Consider the following 19,441-nt stretch of genomic DNA (forward strand, 5'->3'; position numbering starts at 1 on the left):
CCTAGAGAAAAGATTTCCAACCTATGCACTCTTATTCTCACAAAAACATTCTAGACACCCTCCAATTTTCCAAAGAGGACTTAAACTTCCTCATTGAAAAAACCAAACGAATGAATGCTCTTCATGAATCAGGGAAGGCATTCGGGATTTTGAACGGAAAACTTCTCGCTTCTTTGTTTTTTGAAGCGAGTACGAGGACCAGGCTCTCTTTTGAGGCTGCCATGGAGAGATTGGGGGGTAGGCTCATCTCCACAGTAGGATTTCAGTTCTCTTCCATTTCCAAGGGAGAAACTCTTTATGATACCATGAAGATGATCGAGGCTTATGTGGACATCGCCGTCATTCGCCATCCCGTGGAAGGGTCTTCAAGGATTGCGGCAGGGGCTGTGAACATACCTGTCATCAATGCAGGGGACGGTGCCGGCCAACATCCCACCCAAGCACTTCTCGATTTATACACGATCTTTTCTGAAAAAGGAAAGATCGATGGTCTGAACATCGCTTTTATTGGTGATTTAAAATACGGAAGAACCATCCATTCACTCATCAATCTTCTGAGACATTACCCGGTGCATTTGTATCTCATCAGTCCCGATGAATTAAGACTTCCTGAAAAATACAAAAAGAATTTGGAAGGGTATCCTATGACCTGGGAAGAAACGGCCGACATCAAAGCTTTCTGGGATGCAGATGTTGCTTACGTAACAAGGATTCAAGAAGAAAGATTTCCTGATCATAGGGAATACGAAAAACTAAAAGATATTTATAAAGTAAATAAGGAGCTTGTATTAGCTTCTAAAAAAGATACTACCATCCTCCATCCACTCCCTCGCGTGAATGAGCTTTCTACAGATGTAGATGATCTTCCAAATGCAGCATACTTCCGTCAGGCGAAGTATGGAGTGGTGGTGAGAATGGCTTTACTTTGCCTGAGTCTCGGAGTGGACTTTGACTAAAAAGATTTGGACTTTAGCAGAGGCAAGGGAAGTCCTTCCTTTGGTGCGAGAGATCACAAAAGAATATTATTTAAGAGCCAGCGTTCTTGCTGATGATGTGAGAAACAAACTTCTCCCAGAAAATGTTTTGGAAGCGAAAGAAGAAGAGATTGGTGAAATTGTAAATCATTGGACAAATGAAATTTTGGCCATGCAAATTGATGTCAAAGGTTTGTGGCTCGTTGATTTTGATCATGGCAGCGGGTTCTATTGTTGGACTTGGGGCGAAGAAGATGTGTTATACGAACACGGTTATCATGAAGGATTTAGATCGAGAAAACTCATAGAGGAAAATAAAGAAGAAAATGACTCAGATAAATGAAAACTATTTAAAATTGAAAGCAGGATATTTGTTTCCTGAAATCGGAAGAAGGGTCAAAGTATATTCCGAAGCCAACCAAGCTGCTAAAATCATTCGTCTTGGAATTGGGGATGTTACTTTGCCTTTGGCACCAACGATTGTGAACGCTATGGTGGACGCGGCCAAAGAAATGGGAGTTTCCCAAGGCTTCCATGGATACGGTCCAGAACAAGGGTATTCGTTTCTCATTCAAAAGATCATTGCACATGACTACACGGCACGTGGAGTCCAAATTGCTGAGGATGAAGTTTTTGTTTCTGACGGTTCAAAATGTGACTGCGGAAACATCCAAGAGATCTTTTCTTTAGATAGTAAAATTGCCGTAGTGGATCCCGTATATCCCGTGTATGTTGATACAAACGTGATGGCGGGTCGCACGGGAGAAGTAGGGTCTGACGGCCGATATGCGAATATCATTTATATGCCTGCTACCGAAGAAAATAATTTCGAACCTGATTTTCCAAAAGAAAAACCAGATATCATTTATCTTTGTTATCCAAACAATCCAACAGGGATGGTCGCAACAAAAGCTCGTCTTACGGAGTGGGTGAACTTTGCTAAAAAAATTGGCAGTATCATTTTGTATGATTCCGCTTATGAGTCTTTCATCCAGGATCCTGAAATTCCTAAGTCCATTTATGAAATTCCGGGTGCCAAAGAAGTGGCGATGGAGTTTCGATCTTTCTCTAAAACAGCAGGATTTACAGGAACACGTTGTGCTTACCTTGTGATCCCGAAAGACTTAAAAGGAAAAACAAAAGCAGGGGAAGAAATTAGTTTTAATTCTCTTTGGAACCGCCGCCATACAACCAAGTTCAATGGAGTGTCGTATGTGACACAAAAAGGAGCGGAGGCAGTGTTCTCTCCCCAAGGCCAAGTGGAGATCAAAGAACAAATTTCCTACTATATGCAAAATGCGAAGCTCATCAGAGAAGGACTCGCAAAAGCCGGATACACCGTATTTGGTGGGACGAATGCTCCTTACATTTGGTTAAAAACTCCAAAAGGTCTGAAATCTTGGGAATTTTTTGACGAACTTCTAAACAAAGCCCAAGTGGTAGGAACCCCTGGATCCGGATTTGGACCGGCGGGAGAGGGTTATTTTCGACTTTCTGCCTTTGGAAAGCGAGAAGACGTGATTTCTGCCCTAGAACGAATCCAAAAAATGTAAAATTTAGTCCTGGTTTTTCCTGTAGCTCCGATATATAAAACAAGGTAGAGCTATGGGAAAATGGAAATTCATCCTCTTTTTTGCAATGGTTGTGGGTCATATCTCACATATCAGTGCAGTATCTCCAGAACAAACGAATCTGGGTATTTTGATCTTTGAGAACAAAGAAAACTTAAATTTTATCAATGTGGCCCTTAGTAATTTGGCCCCTTCTCAAGAAGAAACTCCTTCTGCCCAACCGGGAACTGCGGCACCTGCTGAAGATCCTTCCAAAAAGAATTTGGATTTTGATTATTTCAAACTTCTAAAAGCAGCGAACCAATCTGATTTTAGTGGAAACATGTGGTATCTACAAAGTAACTACGTGTATGGATTTCGCCAACTTCGCCAAGCACAAGGGGAACTGAAAAATATTTTTGAAATCGTGCTTCAAAAATATATCGAAGATGCCAGAGCACTTCTAGAAGCTGCGGCTCCTACCATCATTCGTTCTAATGATAATAACGCCAAAGCGTTGTTACGTTTAGGTTTTCGTGATCTTCGTTCTTCTGAAGATCTTTATACTACCGGTCTTAATTCCAGCCCACACCAATACCGATACAAACTCACTCTTTACAAAGAAGGGATTTTGACACTTCGTCGTGCGAAACGTTTTGCTATCCTCGCGATGATTTATAGCAAAACTCCAGATGAAGACAAACCGGAATACCAATATCGTTCGAACGAAGATTTGAAAGATGCTCGTAATGAAGAAAAACAACGTAACTACGAGAAAGTAAGAGATACACTTATCAACTTTGTGGAAAACAAACGTATGGAAAGAACGGTTGTCCCTCCCGGAAATCCTGATGCAAAACCATTGGATCTTATGGAACAACATGATGACAACTACGGATTCATCACTTCCAAAAAGTTAGATTTACTTTTAGAAGCGAATGCACAAATCAAAGAGACCGAAGGTGCAAGACGTGAGTCTGTTCCTCCAACTCCTAAGTTTGATGAAAACGGAAAAGCAATCTACCCAGAAGAAAAGAAAAAATAATATGAAATGGATTACCAGTGTTATCATCTTTGTGTTTGCTCTCGGGCTTGTGGCCAAAACCACAATGTCGTACAGAGAACGTAAAAAACAATTAGATGGAAAAATAACACTGGTTCTCGATATCAAAGAACAGTTGAAGTTGGAGCCAGAGATTGGCAAAACTTCCATTGAGAACATTCGCACACAAATCGAAGAAACCTATCGTGGTGGCAACCGCATAGAAATGGAAAAAGCTCTTTCGATTGCCGAAGGAGACCTTCTTGTTACCCAAAGAAAACTTTGTCTTCCGATGGAAGAATCCGCAAACCAGCTCTACCAAAAGGCTATGGGACAATGGATTCTCATCGATGGGGAAGACAAAGCCGGTACAAAATCTTTAGAATGGGAAATCAAAGAGAAAATCCAAAGATACCTTTTGATGGCAAAAAGTGAAAAGGATCATGCAAGGGAATATTTTTTATCTGGGAATTACCATCTTTCATTACACACATACAAACGTTCGCTAGTTTACAGTCTTATGTCTTTACGATCGCAAAAAGCAGAGATTCCAGAAGATTACCAAGCCGCTGATTCTGTTTGGGTCCAACCGATTTGGATGGGTCTTCATAAACAAAAGCAAACCACGATTCAAGAAAACTAAAAATTTCGATTTTCACTGATATCAAATCTCAAAAAATGACTGCTTAGTGAAGTTCGAATCACTCTATCGTCATTTTTTGCTGACAAGGGCCACCCACCTTCCCGTGATTTCGGAAGAGGGTGAGTTACTTGGCCTTCTTTCCAAAGACCGTGTACACCGCGAGTTGTCTGATTTGGGAAGAGAAAGGGAAGATCTCGACGAAATTCCCGTAGAAATTTTAGAAACAGAACTTCACGAAAATCTATTACTCTTTTTTAAAGAATCCACACAGATTCCGGTCATTGGTCTTGATGGTGAAAAAAAAGACAATTGGGACAAACCCAGGTTCCTTGCCGCATTCACTCGTTTAGACACGAGCCAAGTTCGTGACCCAAAACTGGAAGAAATCGAATCTAAACTCGAAAAGAAAAGAGAAAATGCAGATTCTGTGCAATGGTTTATGGAACTCATCCTTTCTCATTTTCCGGACGGGCTTCTCGCCACCGATGTGAATGGCGCTACAGTTTTTTATAACGAAACTTTTGAAAACGAAATTCTCACAAAACCATTGTTTCGTGATTCTTTACAACTAGCAGAAAAATACCTTCACAATCTCAATCGGGAAGTCCTCGCTGCTTATTTAAAAGAACATGATTTGAGTTTGGGAAAGGATGCGGACACGAATGTCCTTTATACGAATTTAACAGATCTAAGGCTAACTTTACGAATCATTACCTTAAAAAAAGAAAAAAAGGTTTTTGGGTTTTTGTATCATTTTTCGCCTTCTTCTTTCGCCAATCCTACGGGAAATGGAGATTCAGAATTTCCCAATTTAGGAGAAGCTTTCCGCTCCAAACTTCCCTTAGAGTCCGTTTTGGAAGAAATGGAAGCGCATTACATCCATAAGTCGCTAAAAAGAAACTCGAATAATATATCTCATACTGCCACGGAGCTAGGTGTCCCTAGAACTACCTTACAGAATCGCATTCGTTTTTTAAAACTCTCAGAACGTTTCCAAAATGAGGCAAAAACGAAAACGGTAATCCCAAGGAAACGTGCAGAAAAGGCCGAAGAGAAACAAAAAAAAGTCACTGAAAAAAGCAAAACCCTTCCCACAAAGAAGGCCAAAACCGTTAAGAAACCAGTGAAATCTTCAAAATTAGCGACGAAAGCGAAGAAACAGAGCCCAAAACCAAGACAAGCAAGTAAAAAGTCGAAAAAAAGACGTTGACGAAAACAATCAGAAAAACAACTTTTTCATTACCGTTTGAGAAAACACCTCCGCACTTCGCTGTTTCACTTGCATACTTAACTTGCACAAATGGTTTCCCGAATTTAATCAAATACTCTAACAAATCAATGTAGAACAATCTATGGCATCACGCAAACAAGAAGAAATCCAAGTTAATCCTCCCGAAGAACCAACTGAATATACCAACGGCATCATGGACCAAGAAGATGGTTCCGAACCCCCAAAACAATTTAAGAAAAAAAAGAACCGTTATGAAGGACCAGTTCCTCCTCCACTCGACCTAGTCGAACTTAAGAAAAAGAACATCAACGAACTTGCTGACCTTGCCAAAGGTTTGGGAGTGGAAAACACTCATGGTTTAAAGAAACAAAATTTGATGTTTGCCCTTCTCCAAGCACAAACAGAAAAAGATGGGCAAGTCCATGCCGCTGGGGTAATGGAAAGGCTTCCTGATGGTTATGGTTTCCTTCGTTCACCTGACTACAATTATGTGCCAGGTCCAGATGATATCTATGTTTCTCCTTCACAAATTAAATTATTTGGTCTTCGCACGGGAGACACGGTTACAGGTCTTATCCGACCACCAAAAGAAGCAGAAAGATTTTTTGCTATGTTACGTGTGGAATCAATCAATGGATTTCCTGTCGAAGTAGCTGGGAAAAGAAATTTATTTGATAACCTCACACCACTCTATCCAAACGAAAGAATCAATATGGAGTTTGATCCAAGCCATTTAGACACTCGTGTGATTGATCTTATGTGTCCGATTGGAAAAGGACAAAGGGCACTCATTGTTGCTCCTCCGAGAACTGGTAAAACAGTTTTGATGCAATCCATCGCCAACGCGATTACTAGAAACCACCCTGAGATTTTTCTCATCGTCCTACTCATTGATGAACGTCCAGAAGAAGTGACAGACATGGCTCGTCACGTAAAGGGAGAAGTGGTGAGTTCTACTTTTGATGAACCAGCACAGCGTCACGTCCAAGTGGCAGAGATGGTGATCGAAAAAGCAAAACGACTTGTGGAACATGGAAAAGATGTGGTCATCCTCCTTGATTCCATCACAAGGCTTGCCCGTGCTTATAACCAAGTGGTTCCGACCTCAGGAAAGATTCTTTCCGGTGGTGTGGACTCCAATGCCCTTCACAAACCAAAACGTTTTTTTGGAGCAGCAAGAAATATCGAAGAGGGTGGGTCACTCACCATCATCGCGACTGCCCTCATTGACACCGGTTCCCGAATGGACGAGGTGATTTTTGAGGAATTTAAGGGAACGGGAAATATGGAGATCCATTTGGACCGAAAACTCGCTGACAAACGAATTTTCCCGGCCATCGACATCAACCGCTCGGGAACAAGAAAAGAAGAACTCCTCCTACCGCAGGATACCCTCACTCGAGTCTTTATCCTCCGAAAAGTACTTTCTCCCATGAGTATCACCGAAAGTATGGAACTATTGATCGAAAAAATGCGTGGCGCGAAGACCAACGACCAATTCCTCGCCAGCATGAATACGAACTAGAGGGATCACCATGAAAACTGACATTCATCCAAAATACGTTTCTGCAAAAATCAAATGCGCTTGTGGTACTGTGATCGATACTAGATCTACTGCCGGGGATATCAGTGTGGAAATTTGTTCCAACTGCCACCCTTTCTTTACCGGAAAATCCAAACTAGTGGATACAACTGGTCGAGTAGACAAGTTCAAGAAAAAATACAAAATGAAGTAAGAGGCTTTGGCCTCACGTCCGTCTAAGTTATAAACGGGGAGAACACTCATGGCAGTAATGGACTTTGCTCGATATAAAGAAATCAACGACCAAAGGTTGAATTACCGTGAGATGGACGACGCCACTGTCGTCTCCTACTACCGCAACACAGGTTGCGGGGACGGATACCGTATTTATTTAAAGTTAAACGAAAACTCTGTTGTGGAAGACGCAAGTTACACCACAACAGGTTGTGGGTTTGGGATCGTGGCACTTGCCATGGCAACCGAATACGCAAAAGGCAAATCGTTATCTGACTTAAAAAACCTTACACCTGAAACTTTAGAAACTCTATTCGAATTTCCTGAAAGAAGAAAGAACTACCCTGAATCAGCAGTGGCTGCTCTCAAAAAAGCAGTCGAAGACTATGAGTCGGGACAAGGTGTTCCCAAAGAAAATCGAATTACAAAATCCCAAACCATGGAGCTTCTCCATAACCAAGGCCATCTACAGAACGCTAAGTTATCCAGCGTTATGTTGGAAAAAGAAAAGTTAGATGGAGTTGATTTTAGTGGGGCAGACCTTCACAATGCATTTTTACAAAACTCTAGTTTCGTGGGTGCTAACTTTCAGGGTGCTAACTTAAAGGCTTCGTTTTTTAACGGTGCCGATCTCAGAAATGCCAATTTCCGGGGTGCTGACTTACGTTTTGCAAAGCTCGCCTCTGCCAAAATTGAAGGTGCTGATTTTACCGATGCTATTTATGATATTGGAACCCGAGTGGATCATAGCCAGATGTATATCTTTGATGTTATGAAAAAAGCTGGTAAGGATCTTTATCTAAAAACAGGGGATGGGGAATGAAGCCAGGCGATAAGGCAAAACTCACAAAACAAACATTCCTACACAAAGGTATTTTCATTTTTACTGGTTCCACTGTGGAAATCAAAGAAGTTCAGTCCGACAAAGCCATAGTCGTTTATAATGATAAAGAAGGATACCCGCACGATTTAGAGATGAATCTGACGGATTTGGCCCCGCTTTCCTAAAGCCGATTTTCTTGACACAAATCCTAAGAATCGTAACGTATTGTTAATCCAACTATGTTGATTCTAAGCCACCGTCAGGAAAATCACCTGCTTTTATCGATCCAAAGAGATGTCCTGATGGAAAACTCGAGAGAATTTTACCAAGAATTCGAGAAGGCAATAGAAAGTCAGAATTTTGGAAAATTGACAATGGATTTCCATTCCGTAAAGTTTCTAGACTCAAGTGGGATTGGAGCCGTCATCAAAGCCTCATCTGCTTTGCACAATCGTGGTGTGGAAATCTTTGTGACCAATTTGAATAAAAATTTAAACTCAGTGTTTCGCCTTTCTGGACTCAACCATATCCTTTCCATTTTGACTTTAGATGAATACCTTTCTAAATTTCCAGAGTTTCAAAAAACTCTAGAGGCATAAGCGTAATGAAACTCTACCGAATTTTCTCTCTTCTCATTTTGTCTGTAACTTTAAGTTCCTGTGCCACAGGTGTTAAATCCAGATCTTTACTTTTTCGTAGTAATGAATTTGCGATTTATACGGTGAACCGAGACAAAATCAGTTTAAAATCTGAAAGTTCGGTTCCAAAAACTTTTGCACATCCGGTAGAACTCACTGAAGATAAAATTTTAGACTTACTTGGAAACATTCGGTTTCGAGAAGAAAGTTCTTATGGAGATGTAAACAAATTTGTATTTGAAGAAAAAGAAATCAAAGAATTTGCATTAGACCTTGTCGATGGTTTACAAAAATTAAAACCCAATCAAATGCTTCTTGTGATCTCAAAATACAATCCCGTTCGTTCCGTGGTTTCCCATTACTCGCGAACAGGTTTTTATATTTGGTCTTCCGATACATCGATAGAAGTTCTTTTTGGAGACCTCCAACAAGAAGTCACTTATGATGAACAAGGGAATTATTTTGACTGGTCCAATATCCCAGACATTCCTTTTGAACATTTTCCCAGGTCTACATACATTTTACAAGGTCCAGGTTTCTCTTTTAAAAAAGTATCAGGATTTCGCAATAAACATTGGTTAGTTTTTGATAAAGCTGATTTAGCAAAACTAAAGTTTGAAAAACGAAAAAAACACCTCCCAGAGGTGGCAAACTCTATTGACGCTGATTTAAAGCCGGAAAGAAAAATTACCAAGGATGAAGAAGAAGGGATTCTCAACGAGGAATAATTGATTCGTTGTTTAGTCTTCTTTTCTGATTACCAATCGTTCTGTTTGAATGCTTCCGTCGGTTCCTAGAAAAAAACGAGTTTTTCCCACCAGGGAATTGATTCCTAGTCGGTAATTTTTCCCCGCTCCAAAACTAAGATCCACTCCAGGAAATACCTCTCTTTCCACATCCACAAAGGCATCTGGATTTGGTTCATAAGATCCGAGAGCCGTTTCAAACTGTTTGGATTCCGTTTCTAAAACTTTGGTGAATTTTTCATTCGCATCCTTTAGTTTGGCGATGGTTTCTTTTTCTTCTTGGGTGAGTTCTTTTTTTTGGCTCTTTTCGACAAGTTTAGTGAGTGCAAGTTGTACTTTGTGAAGAGTGATTTCTTTGTCAGTGATTTCTTTTTTCATTCGGTTCAGTTCATCGAGTAACTCTGGGGGAGTTCCTATCGCGACTTTTGTTTTGGTTTCCACAACCGCGCCGAGTTTGGCACAGGTGAGAGAGTTACCAGCGATCACTGTTCCTCCGATCACCTCTCCCCGTCCTCCCATCACACGAATGAAATCCTTTGCAGAAATTTCCGAATGCATGACTGCTTCTTCAACAAAAATACTTCCATGAGCTGCAAGTTTTCCCTGCTCCACAAATTTAGCGTATATATTTCCTTCTGATTCTATATATCCTTCGCCACGGCCCATAAATCCGCCGGACAAAACAATATCTCCCTTGGCCTTGAGAAAGGCTTTCCCTACGGAATTACGAATGATGATACTCCCATTTGTGGTTAATGAAAATCCATCTCCGATTTTTTCTTCCACAATGATGGTTCCTGGAAAATCTATATTTCCTGTAGAATAATCGACTGCTTCCAGTTGGATCACTTCATCCACTTTGATTTCCCATGCTGCAGATAAAACTGGGCGGCCAGCAATTTTAGCGTACAGTTTGTCCTCTTTTAGCTCCACATTTGGTCCAAGATGCCAATCCACAGATTTTTCTTCTTGGTAGGGGATGATGGTCCCATTGACTGTTTTCCCAAATTCACCTTTTTTTGGTGGGATTCGTTCTGCTATGAGATCACCAGGTTTGACTGATTGGATGACACCAATATTTTTGTAATCAATCCTTCCATGTTCATCTTCTTCTAATTGTGGTTTGTTATCCGAACGAAAATGGATTTTGATTTGGCCATCTTTACCAGGTATGGGGGGATAACCTTTGGCAATTGTATAGGGAACAAAAAATGTTGGATTTTTGATTTGATTTTGAATGACAAGATCGATGATTCCTACAGAAATTCCGACCGATGCAATTTGTTCACGTAACTGGTATTCGGTGAGAAGATCTCCTCCATGTTTAGGTGGGTGGAGAACCATTTTGGCTTCCATATGATCTTCAGAGATAGTGATGTCCGCATAAGAACTGATCGGATCACCTTTGGACCAAGTTCCAATTTCAGCTGGTTTGTTCTCGGCGAGAGCTACAATTTTTTTAATTTGATCAAGGTTGTAACCTTCCACACCAAAGAGTTGCACTCTTGCGACAACATCTTTGTAATCGACTTTTTTACCTTTTGGTCCAGGTTTTGTGATTTTTAATACGGCTTTGCCGCCGGAGTTTTCGATTTGGAAATAACCATTTTCTGAGGCTTCTAAATCTTGGAGAATTCTATCTGTATACGAGTCTGGGCCTGGCATCTAATTGTATTCTAATAAATGAGAAACGACATCTTCCTCTCCATCAGTTTTTAGTTCTAACTTGGGAGTCATTCCGTCGATTGTATTAATTAGAGTCATCACTTCATTAAATTGACAAGAAATTATTCGTGGAAGATCAATATAAGCCGAACGAAAGTATAAATCCAGTGCGTTTACTAAATGAATGTATTCTATAAAATCGCCACGATCTGTATAAAGAATAGGGGTTTTTGCATAGTAACATTCCGCTAAAATTCCGTATCCGGGTTTTGTGCAAACATAATCAGCAGCCGCCACAAGATCAGGGTAATGTGATACTTCAGGAACTAAAATTCCTTCGGTTTGGATTCCTGGAACTCCATAAGCAACTAGTTTGGTTGAATTGGATAGATTTTCTGTCTGCAGTTTGGTTCCTTCTAAACCGTAAGCACCAAAAGATAAAAGGATATAAGTGGTATCGTCTCTAAATCCAAATTTTTGTCTGGCCTCTTGTTTGGAGAGTGTTGGTTTTCTTCCCACTAAACCAATCTGAGTTGATTCTAAGAATGGTGGCATGGGACAAAAAAAAGGTAAAATCAGAGCCTCGGTCGCAAAGGAATATTCAACTTCTAGTCTTTCACTTAAGTCCCCAAAATAAGAATCATCTTTTGCATAATTTTTATAAATAAAATCCCAAGTAAAGTTCCCAATAAATACACTCGGAATTCCTACTTCCAAAGCAATCGTAATAGGAAAGGAAGAACTATCCGTTACAATTAAATTTATTTTGTTTTTTTTACAGTATTCAGTTTCTTCTTTGAGGAGTTCTGTTTTCTTTTTTTCAAAGTCGATGAGTTCTGCTTTGGTTGTTTGTAAATCAATGGAGAGTGAGTTTTTTTGTGAAACTCCTACATCAAGTTTTAGATTTCTTAACTTTAGTTTGGGATGAGTGAAATCTAAAAACGAAATCCTTGTGCTGACTAAATGGATTTCTTCTATAAAATTTTCTTTGAGTAATCGTTGGATGATATTTCCCGAGCGACTGATATGGCCAAAACCATGGCCTGAGATATAAAAATAAAGTTTCATTTGTTTCTTTGCCGGATGGACTCATATAAAACAATTCCACAAGACATTGCTAAGTTGAGTGAATCTGCTTCTCCTAACATAGGTAAGTGGAGTGTATCATCGGAAAGGTTTTTTGCATCTGGACTTAGTCCATACTGCTCACTACCAAAAAGAAAAACGGACTTTTCTTTCATATTAATGGAAGAGTAAAGTGTTTTCCCTTCTGGCGTAACGGCATAACGTTTATACCCTTTGGATTGAAATTCTGTTAGGACTTCTTTTAAATCTCCAATGTATACAGGTAAGGTAAATATGGTTCCTGTACTGGCTCTCACTACATTCGGGTTAAAAAGATCAATCCTTGGATCGGTGACAATCACAAGTCCCACTCCCGCACCTTCTGCTGTTCTTAGGATGGTTCCAAGGTTTCCCGGTTTTTCTACCCCTTCGATGATCAGAATAGGGTTGGTATCGATCGATTTGATTTTTTCCCAAGGAACATTGGCATCGGGTGTTTCCGCCACTGCAATCAGACCATCTGGCCTATCGCGATAAGAAATTTTTTCGAAAATTTTACGAGGGAGTTCAAAAATAGGACAGTGAACAGACTGAATTAATTTTTCTTCATTTTCTCCTAAAAAACATTCAGGGGAAATGAATAAACTCGTAATGTTGACCGGTAAACAAGGGATAGGTGAATTAGGATTGTTCGTAACTGCTTTTTTGATTTCACGATACCCTTCGATGAAGAATTTTTTTTCTTCATCGCGGTTTCTTTTTTCTTTAAGTCCTGCTACCCATTTAACTTTTGGATTAGAAAAACTTGTGATGTATTGTCTTCTATTTGGCATGGATTTCTAAAGAATGGATTCGTTTATTTGGAGAAGAAAGTACAAAATCCAGCTGGGTATTTTTTCCCCGATTTTTCGGGAATGAATAACTCGGAGGTTTGGTAACTGCCTTTTGATTTGATTCGTGAGGATAAAATCCTTTCTAACGTTAGGGGGCTAAACCCTTGGCTATGACAACTGAGAATGACAAATTCTGGTTTGGAATCGGAAAGTTCCATCAATGCATCCATCAGCTCACTTAAATTTTCTTCAATCTTCCAAACCTCTCCCTTCGAACCACGTCCGAAACTAGGAGGATCTAAAATGAGACCCTGGTATTTTTTCCCTCGTTTGATTTCTCTACGGATGAATTTCATCACATCATCGACAATCCAACGAACTGGTTTAGAATCGAGTCCAGAAAGTTTTGCATTTTCGCGTGCCCAGTCTACCATTCCTTTCGATGCATCCACATGGCATACACTCATTCCTGCATCCAAACAGGCTAGTGTGGATCCTCCCGAGTAGGCAAATAGATTTAGAACTTCAAGGCCCTGTTTCTTTTTTCCTATTTCTCGGATTCGGTTCCAGTTAGTTTCTTGTTCGGGAAAAAGTCCAATATGACCAAAAGGAGTGAGTTTGATTTTGAAAGTTAAATTGGAAAATTCTATGGTAAAACTTTCTGGAACTTTTTTTTGAAAATTCCAGTGCCCAGAGCCGGAATCATTTTTGATGTACTGTGCATGTAGATCGTTCCAAATTTCAGGTGTTGCTTTTCCATACGCTGAGGTAGGGGAGGAACGAAGGAGTTTATACCCACCAACGATTTCTAATTTGGAGAGGTCACCTGAGTCCAAGAGTTCGTAACTTTTTGTCATACCAATTCCAGGAAAATAAAGGTTAGGTCGTCGTCCCATTCTTTTATTTCTAGTTTAGAAAAAGACTCCAAATCTTGAATGAGTTTTGTTTTGAATAGGTGGTTTGGCAGTTCCCTGTTTGTGCGTAAAAACTCAAGTAAGCCCGTTTCTCCATACATATTTCCTTCTGGATCAAAACATTCTAGAACCCCGTCACTTAGGATGAGGATTCTATCTTTTGGCTCTACGCGGTGAGTTGTCTCTTCAATTTGGATTTCTGGAAAGACACCAATGATTTTTCCTTTGGGATGGACTTTTAAAATTTCTCCACTGGCTCTTTGTAGATAAGCACTGGGGTGACCTGCCCGTCCAAACCTCCAGACTTTGGTAGATGTATTCAAATATAAATACGATGCCGTTACATACTGAGGATTACAGTTCCCATATAACACGCGATTCATGCCTTCCAATACTTGTTTGGGAGAAGAAATATTATCTTTTTGTGTGGTAAAAGCAACCTTTCCCATTGCTGAGATAAGTGAGGCCGGAATTCCATGCCCAGAAACATCACAGAGAACAATTCCTAGTTCATAAGGATTTGGTGAAAAGTATTCATAGAAATCACCACCAACATCCTTCATCGGTTGGATATAAATTTGGATTTGTAAGTTTTTTACATCCGGGATGGTTTTGGGAAGGGACTGCATCAGGATGTCCCTGGAAATTTTTCTTTCTTTTCTAAGGCTTGTGACTTGGGCAAGAGCTAAGTCTTTTTCTTGGCGGAGTAGTTGGATTCTGTCAGCCAATGCAAAAGCAAAGAGAGTAATGTCAGCAAGGGAAGCGATAGGAAATAACATTTCTTCTAGAAATGGATTTGTCGGAAGGATTCCGAATTTGAGTAATCCATAAACAATACAAGTAATTAGTAATAGAACAAAGGCCACTGCAAAATAATAAAAGGAACGAAGTCGTTTGAAAATTCCCCAAACTAAAACTCCGAGTAAACTGAAACAAATAAAAACAGATAACCAACTAACACCAATAGACGCTTCTGAAATTCCACCGAAGAGGGCGATTAATGCATTGAGTAAAGCGAATAGACCTAATACTTGATAAAACCTTGCGATTTTTGGAACTCGAACCTTTAGTTTTAGAAAATTAGATGTAAAGAGGACAAAGAAAAAAAGACAAACACTGAAAAAAACAGGAATTCCTACCCGTTTCCAAAAATAAGAATCGGGAACAAAAAAATATCCCCAGAATCCGAGTAAGGAAAGTTGTCCCAAACCAAAGAAAAGCACATAACCAATATAGTAAAAATAGTTCCGATCTCTGACAAAAAAGGCAATTGCGAGATTATATAAAATAATAATTCCTAAACTTCCAAAAAATAATCCATAAACCCATTGGTTGATATAATCTTCTCTCTGAAGGTTTCTTTGGTTGGTAAAAATAAATGAAAATTGTAATGAGATTTCCGATTTGATGGCAATGAGAATAGTTTCTTTTTCATGACCGATCCTAAAAACAAAATTTCGATGAGGGAATTCTCTTTGAAAGACAGGTTGGATATGGCCAGATTTGGAAACTACATAAGTATTTCCGTCATTTTTATGGAATAATTCCACGGAATCAATGTTATGTGCTTTGATGAGAAGGAGTGGGTATCTGGCTGGATCGGGAAGGTCTTTTGGTTCTAACTTTAACCAAACTGTACCTTCTAAAAATCCGAAATTAACAAAATCATCGGTGATCCTTTGGAAGGATCCTGTTTTTAGTATTGACTCTACGGGAACGGAAGAAGTCGGATCGATCCAAAATGTAAATTTTTTTGTATGGATGATCCGTTCTCCAGTGTCGTTTGGTGATTCTGAAAATAGTGGATGGATGAAAGAGAGGGTTGTGAAAAAAACTAGGAAAAGGAATTCGGTTGTGGTTATTTTTTTCAATTGGGGTCTCGGACAAGGGTTTTAACCCCTGTCCTTTTTGTTAGGTGTTCTTAAGCCTGTTTTTTTGCTGCTTCGTAAGAGATTTCTTGCGGACCAGTGTAAATTTGTCTTGGTCGACCAATCTTTAAACTAGGATCTTCAATCATCTCTTTCCACTGCGCAATCCAACCAGGAAGTCTTCCCATAGCAAACATCACTGTAAACATATTGGTTGGAATTCCTAGAGCGCGGTAGATGATTCCTGAATAGAAGTCTACGTTTGGATAAAGTTTTCTTTCCACAAAGTATGGATCGTTAAGAGCTGCCTCTTCCAATTCTTTTGCGATGTCAAGAAGTGGATCTTTGATTCCTAATTTGTTAAGAACTTTATCACAAGCAACTTTGATGATTTTGGCGCGTGGGTCAAAGTTTTTGTAAACTCGGTGGCCAAACCCATTCAATCGGAAACTAGAGTTTTTGTCTTTGGCTTGTTCTACGATTTTTTTAACAGAAAGCCCACTCTTTTTAATCCCTTCCAACATCTCTAATACTTCTTGGTTCGCACCACCATGACGTGGTCCCCAAAGAGCAAGAATTCCTGCAGAGATTGCACCGTAAAGGTTTGCTAGGGAAGATCCCACCAAACGTACAGTAGATGTGGAACAGTTTTGTTCGTGGTCCGCATGAAGGATGAGAAGTAAATTAAGTGCAGATACAATTTCTGGATCGATATTGTAATCTTCTGCAGGAACCGCAAACATCATGTTCATAAAATTAGAGGCGTAGTCTAATTCATTGAGTGGGTGAATGATGGGTTGCCCGATAGACTTTTTATAAGCATAAGCGGCAATCGTTGGGAATTTCGCAAGCAAACGAATGATAGAGATTTCTCTATGTTCTTCGTTCATTGGATCATAACTATCTTGGTAGTATGTTGATAAACAACCCATCATACAAGACATGATCGCCATTGGGTGTCCATCTTTTGGAAAACCATTGAACAGGCGTTTGAGATCCTCATGGATCATTGTATGGTTGGTGATGGAAGTATTCCATTCTTTGAGTTGTGTTTCGTTTGGAAGTTTGCCGTAGATGAGTAAATAAGCTACTTCAGTGAACGTAGACTTAGCGGCCAAATCATCAATAGGAATTCCGCGGTAACGCAAGATTCCCTGTTCTCCATCAAGAAAGGTGATCTCACTTGTGCAAGCACCTGTATTTAAATAACCGGAATCAATCGTAACATAACCGGACAATTGGCGGAGTTTAGTAATATCAATTGCCTTCTCGTTTTCACTTCCCACTAAAATTGGAAGTTCGAACTCCTTTCCATCCACTTTCAGAATTGCCTTTTCGGACATATCTTCTCCTGTATATCTCTGTCTATTTCAAAGGATAGACGGAGGAAAGGGTGGGGAAAAGTCATTTTTTACAACTTATGGTATTTTTTCATAATGTCATATGCGTAGAAATTCGAAACGACGATGCGACAGTAATCTCTCGACTCCTTATAGGGAAGGTCTTCTAAAAAATGGTTAAAATCGCCAGAATAAACGGACTTCTTCCACTTTCGCAAATTTCCTGGCCCCCCGTTATAAGCGATGGATGCCCATTTCAATTCGTTACTATTTGATTTCAAAAGATAAGCCAAAAATTTTGTCCCCAAACGGATCGAAGTTTCGGGTTCGTAGAGGGAATAAGTGGTAATTCCCATCCGAGAGGCGAGCTCTCTTCCTGTCGCTGGCATGATTTGCATGAGGCCCCGAGCATTGGACCGGGAGGTTGCGGTTTCTTTGAAGAAGGATTCTTGGCGCATCAGAGCGTAAACTTTGTCTTCTGAGATGTCATTTTCATTTGCATAGCGAGAGACAATACTTTGGTGTGGCCTTGGGTAAATTCTGACAGAGATCGATGTGGGTAGGAGGATGGGGTCATCGGGAATGAGATGCCTTTTGAGAAGGGAACGGGTATGAAAGGCCGTATAGTATGTGTTATAGGTTAGGTCTCCGATTCCTACTAGAATTTCGTCTTTTTCTTCTTCCGAAAGATTTTCTCTTTTTACATGAAAGTTGACAAGACTTAAACCCAAACTGTCCTCACCCACACGAAAGTATTCTTTGGCAAGATTGAGGAGTTTATGTCCTTGGATCCGTGAACTCATTCCTCCCAGTTTATTTCCTAACTCATAAGAATCTTTCGGATACACAAATCCTAAGTTTCTACCTAAGATGGCGTATGACTCTTCTGGAATTCCTGCCGTATAAGATAGATATTCAAAAAGATATTCTTTATTATAAGTGGGATTGTCTGGTTTGTTTCCTTCTTTGATAAGGGATAAAAATTCTTCACGGATCACTCTTGTATAATAAGAACCGGGACAAAGTGCGTAGTATCTCTTTAGTTCTTTTTTTAATTTCTCCGTGTCGCCATTCTCTTTAAGAGATCGTAAATACCAATAGACAAGTCTGCCTTTGACGGGAAGGTTGGGAATTTCTGCGAGGGCTCTTTCAAATTTTGCGAGAGGAGCATAGTTTGATTTTTCACCTTTACGATCTACCAGGTATTCGATGAGTCTATCTTGGTAAAAAAGATTAAAAGGATACTTTCCTAAATATAAAATTAAGTTTTCAAAGTATAATTCACGATCCCCCAAACGATCGTAAGAGGCTGCGATTACACGGTAATATCCAGCATCTTTTCCAGGGAATGTTTTTAAAAGCTCAATAGCCCCTTGGAATTTATTCTGTTGGTATAAAATATCAGCTAATGAAACAATAAAAGCTGAATCCATATCTACGAAGGTTTTGTTGGAACGCAGGACTCTGAAAAGTTCGTTTGTTTTTCCTGTTTTGGTTAAGACTGTCGATAAATGTCTGAATCCTTCATAGTAAGCAAGTCTTGTTGAGAATAATTCTGGCCTTGTTTTAAATAAGGCTTCTTTGTCGTTATTGCTAATGGCAGGAAGGAGAATGGTAAGTTCAGAAGGAGCAAGTTGTAATATACTTCCTGATCCTTTGTATTTGGACCAATCAGCTGCAATTAGATGCACCGTTGAATCGGATAGTCCATCTCTCTGCAGGCAGTTTAACCATTCTTCTATGGCCCCTTTTTCGTCACCTAATATCAGTTTTGCTTTACCATATCTGTATTGTGTATCCCCGGTGAGTAGATACCTTCTATGAGATTCTTGTGTGGAGCTAATTTTTTCGATGATCTCTTTCCACTGGTTGTTGGCAGCCATTAGGCGAACCAGTTCATCCAAGAGGCGTCTACAGATTGGATCTTCTTCCAAATTCAGTCGGTTTAAAAATTGGATTCGTTCTTGCGGCGTTAGATAATTTCTTTGTGAAATTTCTGTGTACAACTTCCAGTAACTCAGTTTGAATAGAGTGGTTTGGAAGGGCATGGTTTGTGTCAGGATTTTTCTGACTTCTTCTTCCGAGGATTCCGTGACAAAAACTCCTCGGACAAGAGAAATCAAATACCGGAATCGTTTCTCCTTGTCTCCGTTAGGTGATTTTTCATGGAATTCGATCAGGCTATACACTTCACTTTCACGAGAAGGGTTGGTATTTCTAAAATGATTTTCAATCTGTCCCCACTGGTGGGATTTGATTAAATACTGTAGGTCAGTGTCCGCAAATAGGGAGGTAGTGAAAAAGATAAGAATTCTACTTGCTAACCAAAAATGCCTCATGCATACTTCCTATG

Annotated in this window: 19 protein-coding genes; 12 read left to right on the forward strand and 7 right to left on the reverse strand. The window is 39.8% G+C overall.

Annotated features, from left to right (window positions below):
* The first annotated feature begins 23 nt into the window (after positions 1-23).
* The 12 genes from pyrB to CH361_RS14325 all read left to right on the forward strand — a co-directional run bounded on the left by pyrB (position 24) and on the right by CH361_RS14325 (position 9,385).
* Positions 24-956 carry an aspartate carbamoyltransferase gene (pyrB, locus tag CH361_RS14270; protein ID WP_100791474.1) on the forward strand — a complete coding sequence of 311 codons (933 nt, stop codon included), beginning with the start codon at positions 24-26 and terminating at the stop codon, positions 954-956.
* A complete protein-coding gene (locus CH361_RS14275) occupies positions 949-1,317 on the forward strand; it encodes a DUF2203 domain-containing protein (RefSeq protein WP_100791475.1) in 369 nt (122 codons plus the stop codon). The genes pyrB and CH361_RS14275 overlap by 8 nt, the downstream gene beginning before the upstream one ends.
* Positions 1,301-2,527, forward strand: a complete 1,227-nt coding sequence (locus CH361_RS14280; protein ID WP_100791476.1) for an LL-diaminopimelate aminotransferase — start codon at positions 1,301-1,303, stop codon at positions 2,525-2,527. The genes CH361_RS14275 and CH361_RS14280 overlap by 17 nt, the downstream gene beginning before the upstream one ends.
* A gap of 52 nt (positions 2,528-2,579) precedes the next feature.
* Positions 2,580-3,569 carry an adhesin OmpL37 family surface protein gene (locus CH361_RS14285; RefSeq protein ID WP_100791477.1) on the forward strand — a complete coding sequence of 330 codons (990 nt, stop codon included), beginning with the start codon at positions 2,580-2,582 and terminating at the stop codon, positions 3,567-3,569.
* 1 nt (position 3,570) lies between these two features.
* Complete coding sequence (locus CH361_RS14290; protein ID WP_100791478.1) at positions 3,571-4,209, forward strand: hypothetical protein; 639 nt, start codon at positions 3,571-3,573, stop codon at positions 4,207-4,209.
* 46 nt (positions 4,210-4,255) lie between these two features.
* Positions 4,256-5,419: a DNA-directed RNA polymerase I subunit RPA34 gene (locus CH361_RS14295; RefSeq protein WP_100791479.1), complete on the forward strand. Its 1,164-nt coding sequence runs from the start codon at positions 4,256-4,258 to the stop codon at positions 5,417-5,419.
* Positions 5,420-5,561: 142 nt separating this feature from the next.
* Complete coding sequence (gene rho / locus CH361_RS14300) at positions 5,562-6,965, forward strand: transcription termination factor Rho (RefSeq protein ID WP_100791480.1); 1,404 nt, start codon at positions 5,562-5,564, stop codon at positions 6,963-6,965.
* Positions 6,966-6,975: 10 nt separating this feature from the next.
* Positions 6,976-7,176 (forward strand): 50S ribosomal protein L31, encoded by a 201-nt coding sequence (rpmE, locus tag CH361_RS14305; protein ID WP_100791481.1) that lies wholly within the window; start codon positions 6,976-6,978, stop codon positions 7,174-7,176.
* A 48-nt stretch (positions 7,177-7,224) separates the two neighbouring features.
* Positions 7,225-8,019 (forward strand): pentapeptide repeat-containing protein, encoded by a 795-nt coding sequence (locus CH361_RS14310; RefSeq protein WP_100791482.1) that lies wholly within the window; start codon positions 7,225-7,227, stop codon positions 8,017-8,019.
* Positions 8,016-8,204 carry a hypothetical protein gene (locus CH361_RS14315; protein ID WP_100791483.1) on the forward strand — a complete coding sequence of 63 codons (189 nt, stop codon included), beginning with the start codon at positions 8,016-8,018 and terminating at the stop codon, positions 8,202-8,204. The genes CH361_RS14310 and CH361_RS14315 overlap by 4 nt, the downstream gene beginning before the upstream one ends.
* A 117-nt stretch (positions 8,205-8,321) precedes the next feature.
* Positions 8,322-8,618 carry an STAS domain-containing protein gene (locus CH361_RS14320; protein WP_051122362.1) on the forward strand — a complete coding sequence of 99 codons (297 nt, stop codon included), beginning with the start codon at positions 8,322-8,324 and terminating at the stop codon, positions 8,616-8,618.
* 5 nt (positions 8,619-8,623) lie between these two features.
* Positions 8,624-9,385 (forward strand): LA_1326/LA_4305 family lipoprotein, encoded by a 762-nt coding sequence (locus tag CH361_RS14325; protein ID WP_100791484.1) that lies wholly within the window; start codon positions 8,624-8,626, stop codon positions 9,383-9,385.
* Between the two features lie 12 nt (positions 9,386-9,397).
* On the opposite strand, the gene CH361_RS14330 is transcribed toward CH361_RS14325, so the two are convergent.
* From CH361_RS14330 to CH361_RS14360, 7 genes are all read right to left on the reverse strand, one after another.
* Complete coding sequence (locus CH361_RS14330) at positions 9,398-11,068, reverse strand: DUF342 domain-containing protein (RefSeq protein ID WP_100791485.1); 1,671 nt, start codon at positions 11,066-11,068, stop codon at positions 9,398-9,400.
* Positions 11,069-12,136, reverse strand: a complete 1,068-nt coding sequence (locus tag CH361_RS14335) for a glycosyl transferase (RefSeq protein WP_100791486.1) — start codon at positions 12,134-12,136, stop codon at positions 11,069-11,071. It abuts the gene before it with no gap.
* Positions 12,133-12,966: a TrmH family RNA methyltransferase gene (locus CH361_RS14340; RefSeq protein ID WP_100791487.1), complete on the reverse strand. Its 834-nt coding sequence runs from the start codon at positions 12,964-12,966 to the stop codon at positions 12,133-12,135. Before CH361_RS14340 ends, CH361_RS14335 begins: the two co-directional genes overlap by 4 nt.
* Positions 12,967-12,989: 23 nt before the next feature.
* Positions 12,990-13,823 (reverse strand): class I SAM-dependent methyltransferase, encoded by an 834-nt coding sequence (locus tag CH361_RS14345; protein ID WP_100791543.1) that lies wholly within the window; start codon positions 13,821-13,823, stop codon positions 12,990-12,992.
* Entirely contained in the window at positions 13,820-15,751 is a 1,932-nt protein-coding gene (locus CH361_RS14350; protein ID WP_100791488.1) for a SpoIIE family protein phosphatase, read from the reverse strand. The genes CH361_RS14345 and CH361_RS14350 overlap by 4 nt, the downstream gene beginning before the upstream one ends.
* A 50-nt stretch (positions 15,752-15,801) precedes the next feature.
* A complete protein-coding gene (locus CH361_RS14355; RefSeq protein WP_100791489.1) occupies positions 15,802-17,091 on the reverse strand; it encodes a citrate synthase in 1,290 nt (429 codons plus the stop codon).
* Between the two features lie 68 nt (positions 17,092-17,159).
* Entirely contained in the window at positions 17,160-19,427 is a 2,268-nt protein-coding gene (locus tag CH361_RS14360; protein ID WP_100791490.1) for a lytic transglycosylase domain-containing protein, read from the reverse strand.
* Positions 19,428-19,441 lie beyond the last annotated feature (14 nt).

Source organism: Leptospira brenneri, from assembly GCF_002812125.1.
Classification (GTDB): Bacteria; Spirochaetota; Leptospiria; order Leptospirales; family Leptospiraceae; genus Leptospira_A; species Leptospira_A brenneri.

What these genes read in the sequence shown, in the direction of transcription:
- CH361_RS14320 (WP_051122362.1), top strand. Translation starts at nt 8,322, where the DNA reads ATGGAAAACTCGAGAGAATTTTACCAAGAATTCGAGAAGGCAATAGAA.
- CH361_RS14280 (WP_100791476.1), top strand. Translation starts at nt 1,301, where the DNA reads ATGACTCAGATAAATGAAAACTATTTAAAATTGAAAGCAGGATATTTG.
- rpmE (WP_100791481.1), top strand. Translation starts at nt 6,976, where the DNA reads ATGAAAACTGACATTCATCCAAAATACGTTTCTGCAAAAATCAAATGC.
- CH361_RS14345 (WP_100791543.1), bottom strand. Translation starts at nt 13,823, where the DNA reads ATGACAAAAAGTTACGAACTCTTGGACTCAGGTGACCTCTCCAAATTA.
- CH361_RS14325 (WP_100791484.1), top strand. Translation starts at nt 8,624, where the DNA reads ATGAAACTCTACCGAATTTTCTCTCTTCTCATTTTGTCTGTAACTTTA.
- CH361_RS14285 (WP_100791477.1), top strand. Translation starts at nt 2,580, where the DNA reads ATGGGAAAATGGAAATTCATCCTCTTTTTTGCAATGGTTGTGGGTCAT.
- CH361_RS14290 (WP_100791478.1), top strand. Translation starts at nt 3,571, where the DNA reads ATGAAATGGATTACCAGTGTTATCATCTTTGTGTTTGCTCTCGGGCTT.
- CH361_RS14355 (WP_100791489.1), bottom strand. Translation starts at nt 17,091, where the DNA reads ATGTCCGAAAAGGCAATTCTGAAAGTGGATGGAAAGGAGTTCGAACTT.
- rho (WP_100791480.1), top strand. Translation starts at nt 5,562, where the DNA reads ATGGCATCACGCAAACAAGAAGAAATCCAAGTTAATCCTCCCGAAGAA.
- CH361_RS14310 (WP_100791482.1), top strand. Translation starts at nt 7,225, where the DNA reads ATGGCAGTAATGGACTTTGCTCGATATAAAGAAATCAACGACCAAAGG.
- CH361_RS14335 (WP_100791486.1), bottom strand. Translation starts at nt 12,136, where the DNA reads ATGAAACTTTATTTTTATATCTCAGGCCATGGTTTTGGCCATATCAGT.
- pyrB (WP_100791474.1), top strand. Translation starts at nt 24, where the DNA reads ATGCACTCTTATTCTCACAAAAACATTCTAGACACCCTCCAATTTTCC.
- CH361_RS14315 (WP_100791483.1), top strand. Translation starts at nt 8,016, where the DNA reads ATGAAGCCAGGCGATAAGGCAAAACTCACAAAACAAACATTCCTACAC.
- CH361_RS14340 (WP_100791487.1), bottom strand. Translation starts at nt 12,966, where the DNA reads ATGCCAAATAGAAGACAATACATCACAAGTTTTTCTAATCCAAAAGTT.
- CH361_RS14330 (WP_100791485.1), bottom strand. Translation starts at nt 11,068, where the DNA reads ATGCCAGGCCCAGACTCGTATACAGATAGAATTCTCCAAGATTTAGAA.
- CH361_RS14360 (WP_100791490.1), bottom strand. Translation starts at nt 19,427, where the DNA reads ATGAGGCATTTTTGGTTAGCAAGTAGAATTCTTATCTTTTTCACTACC.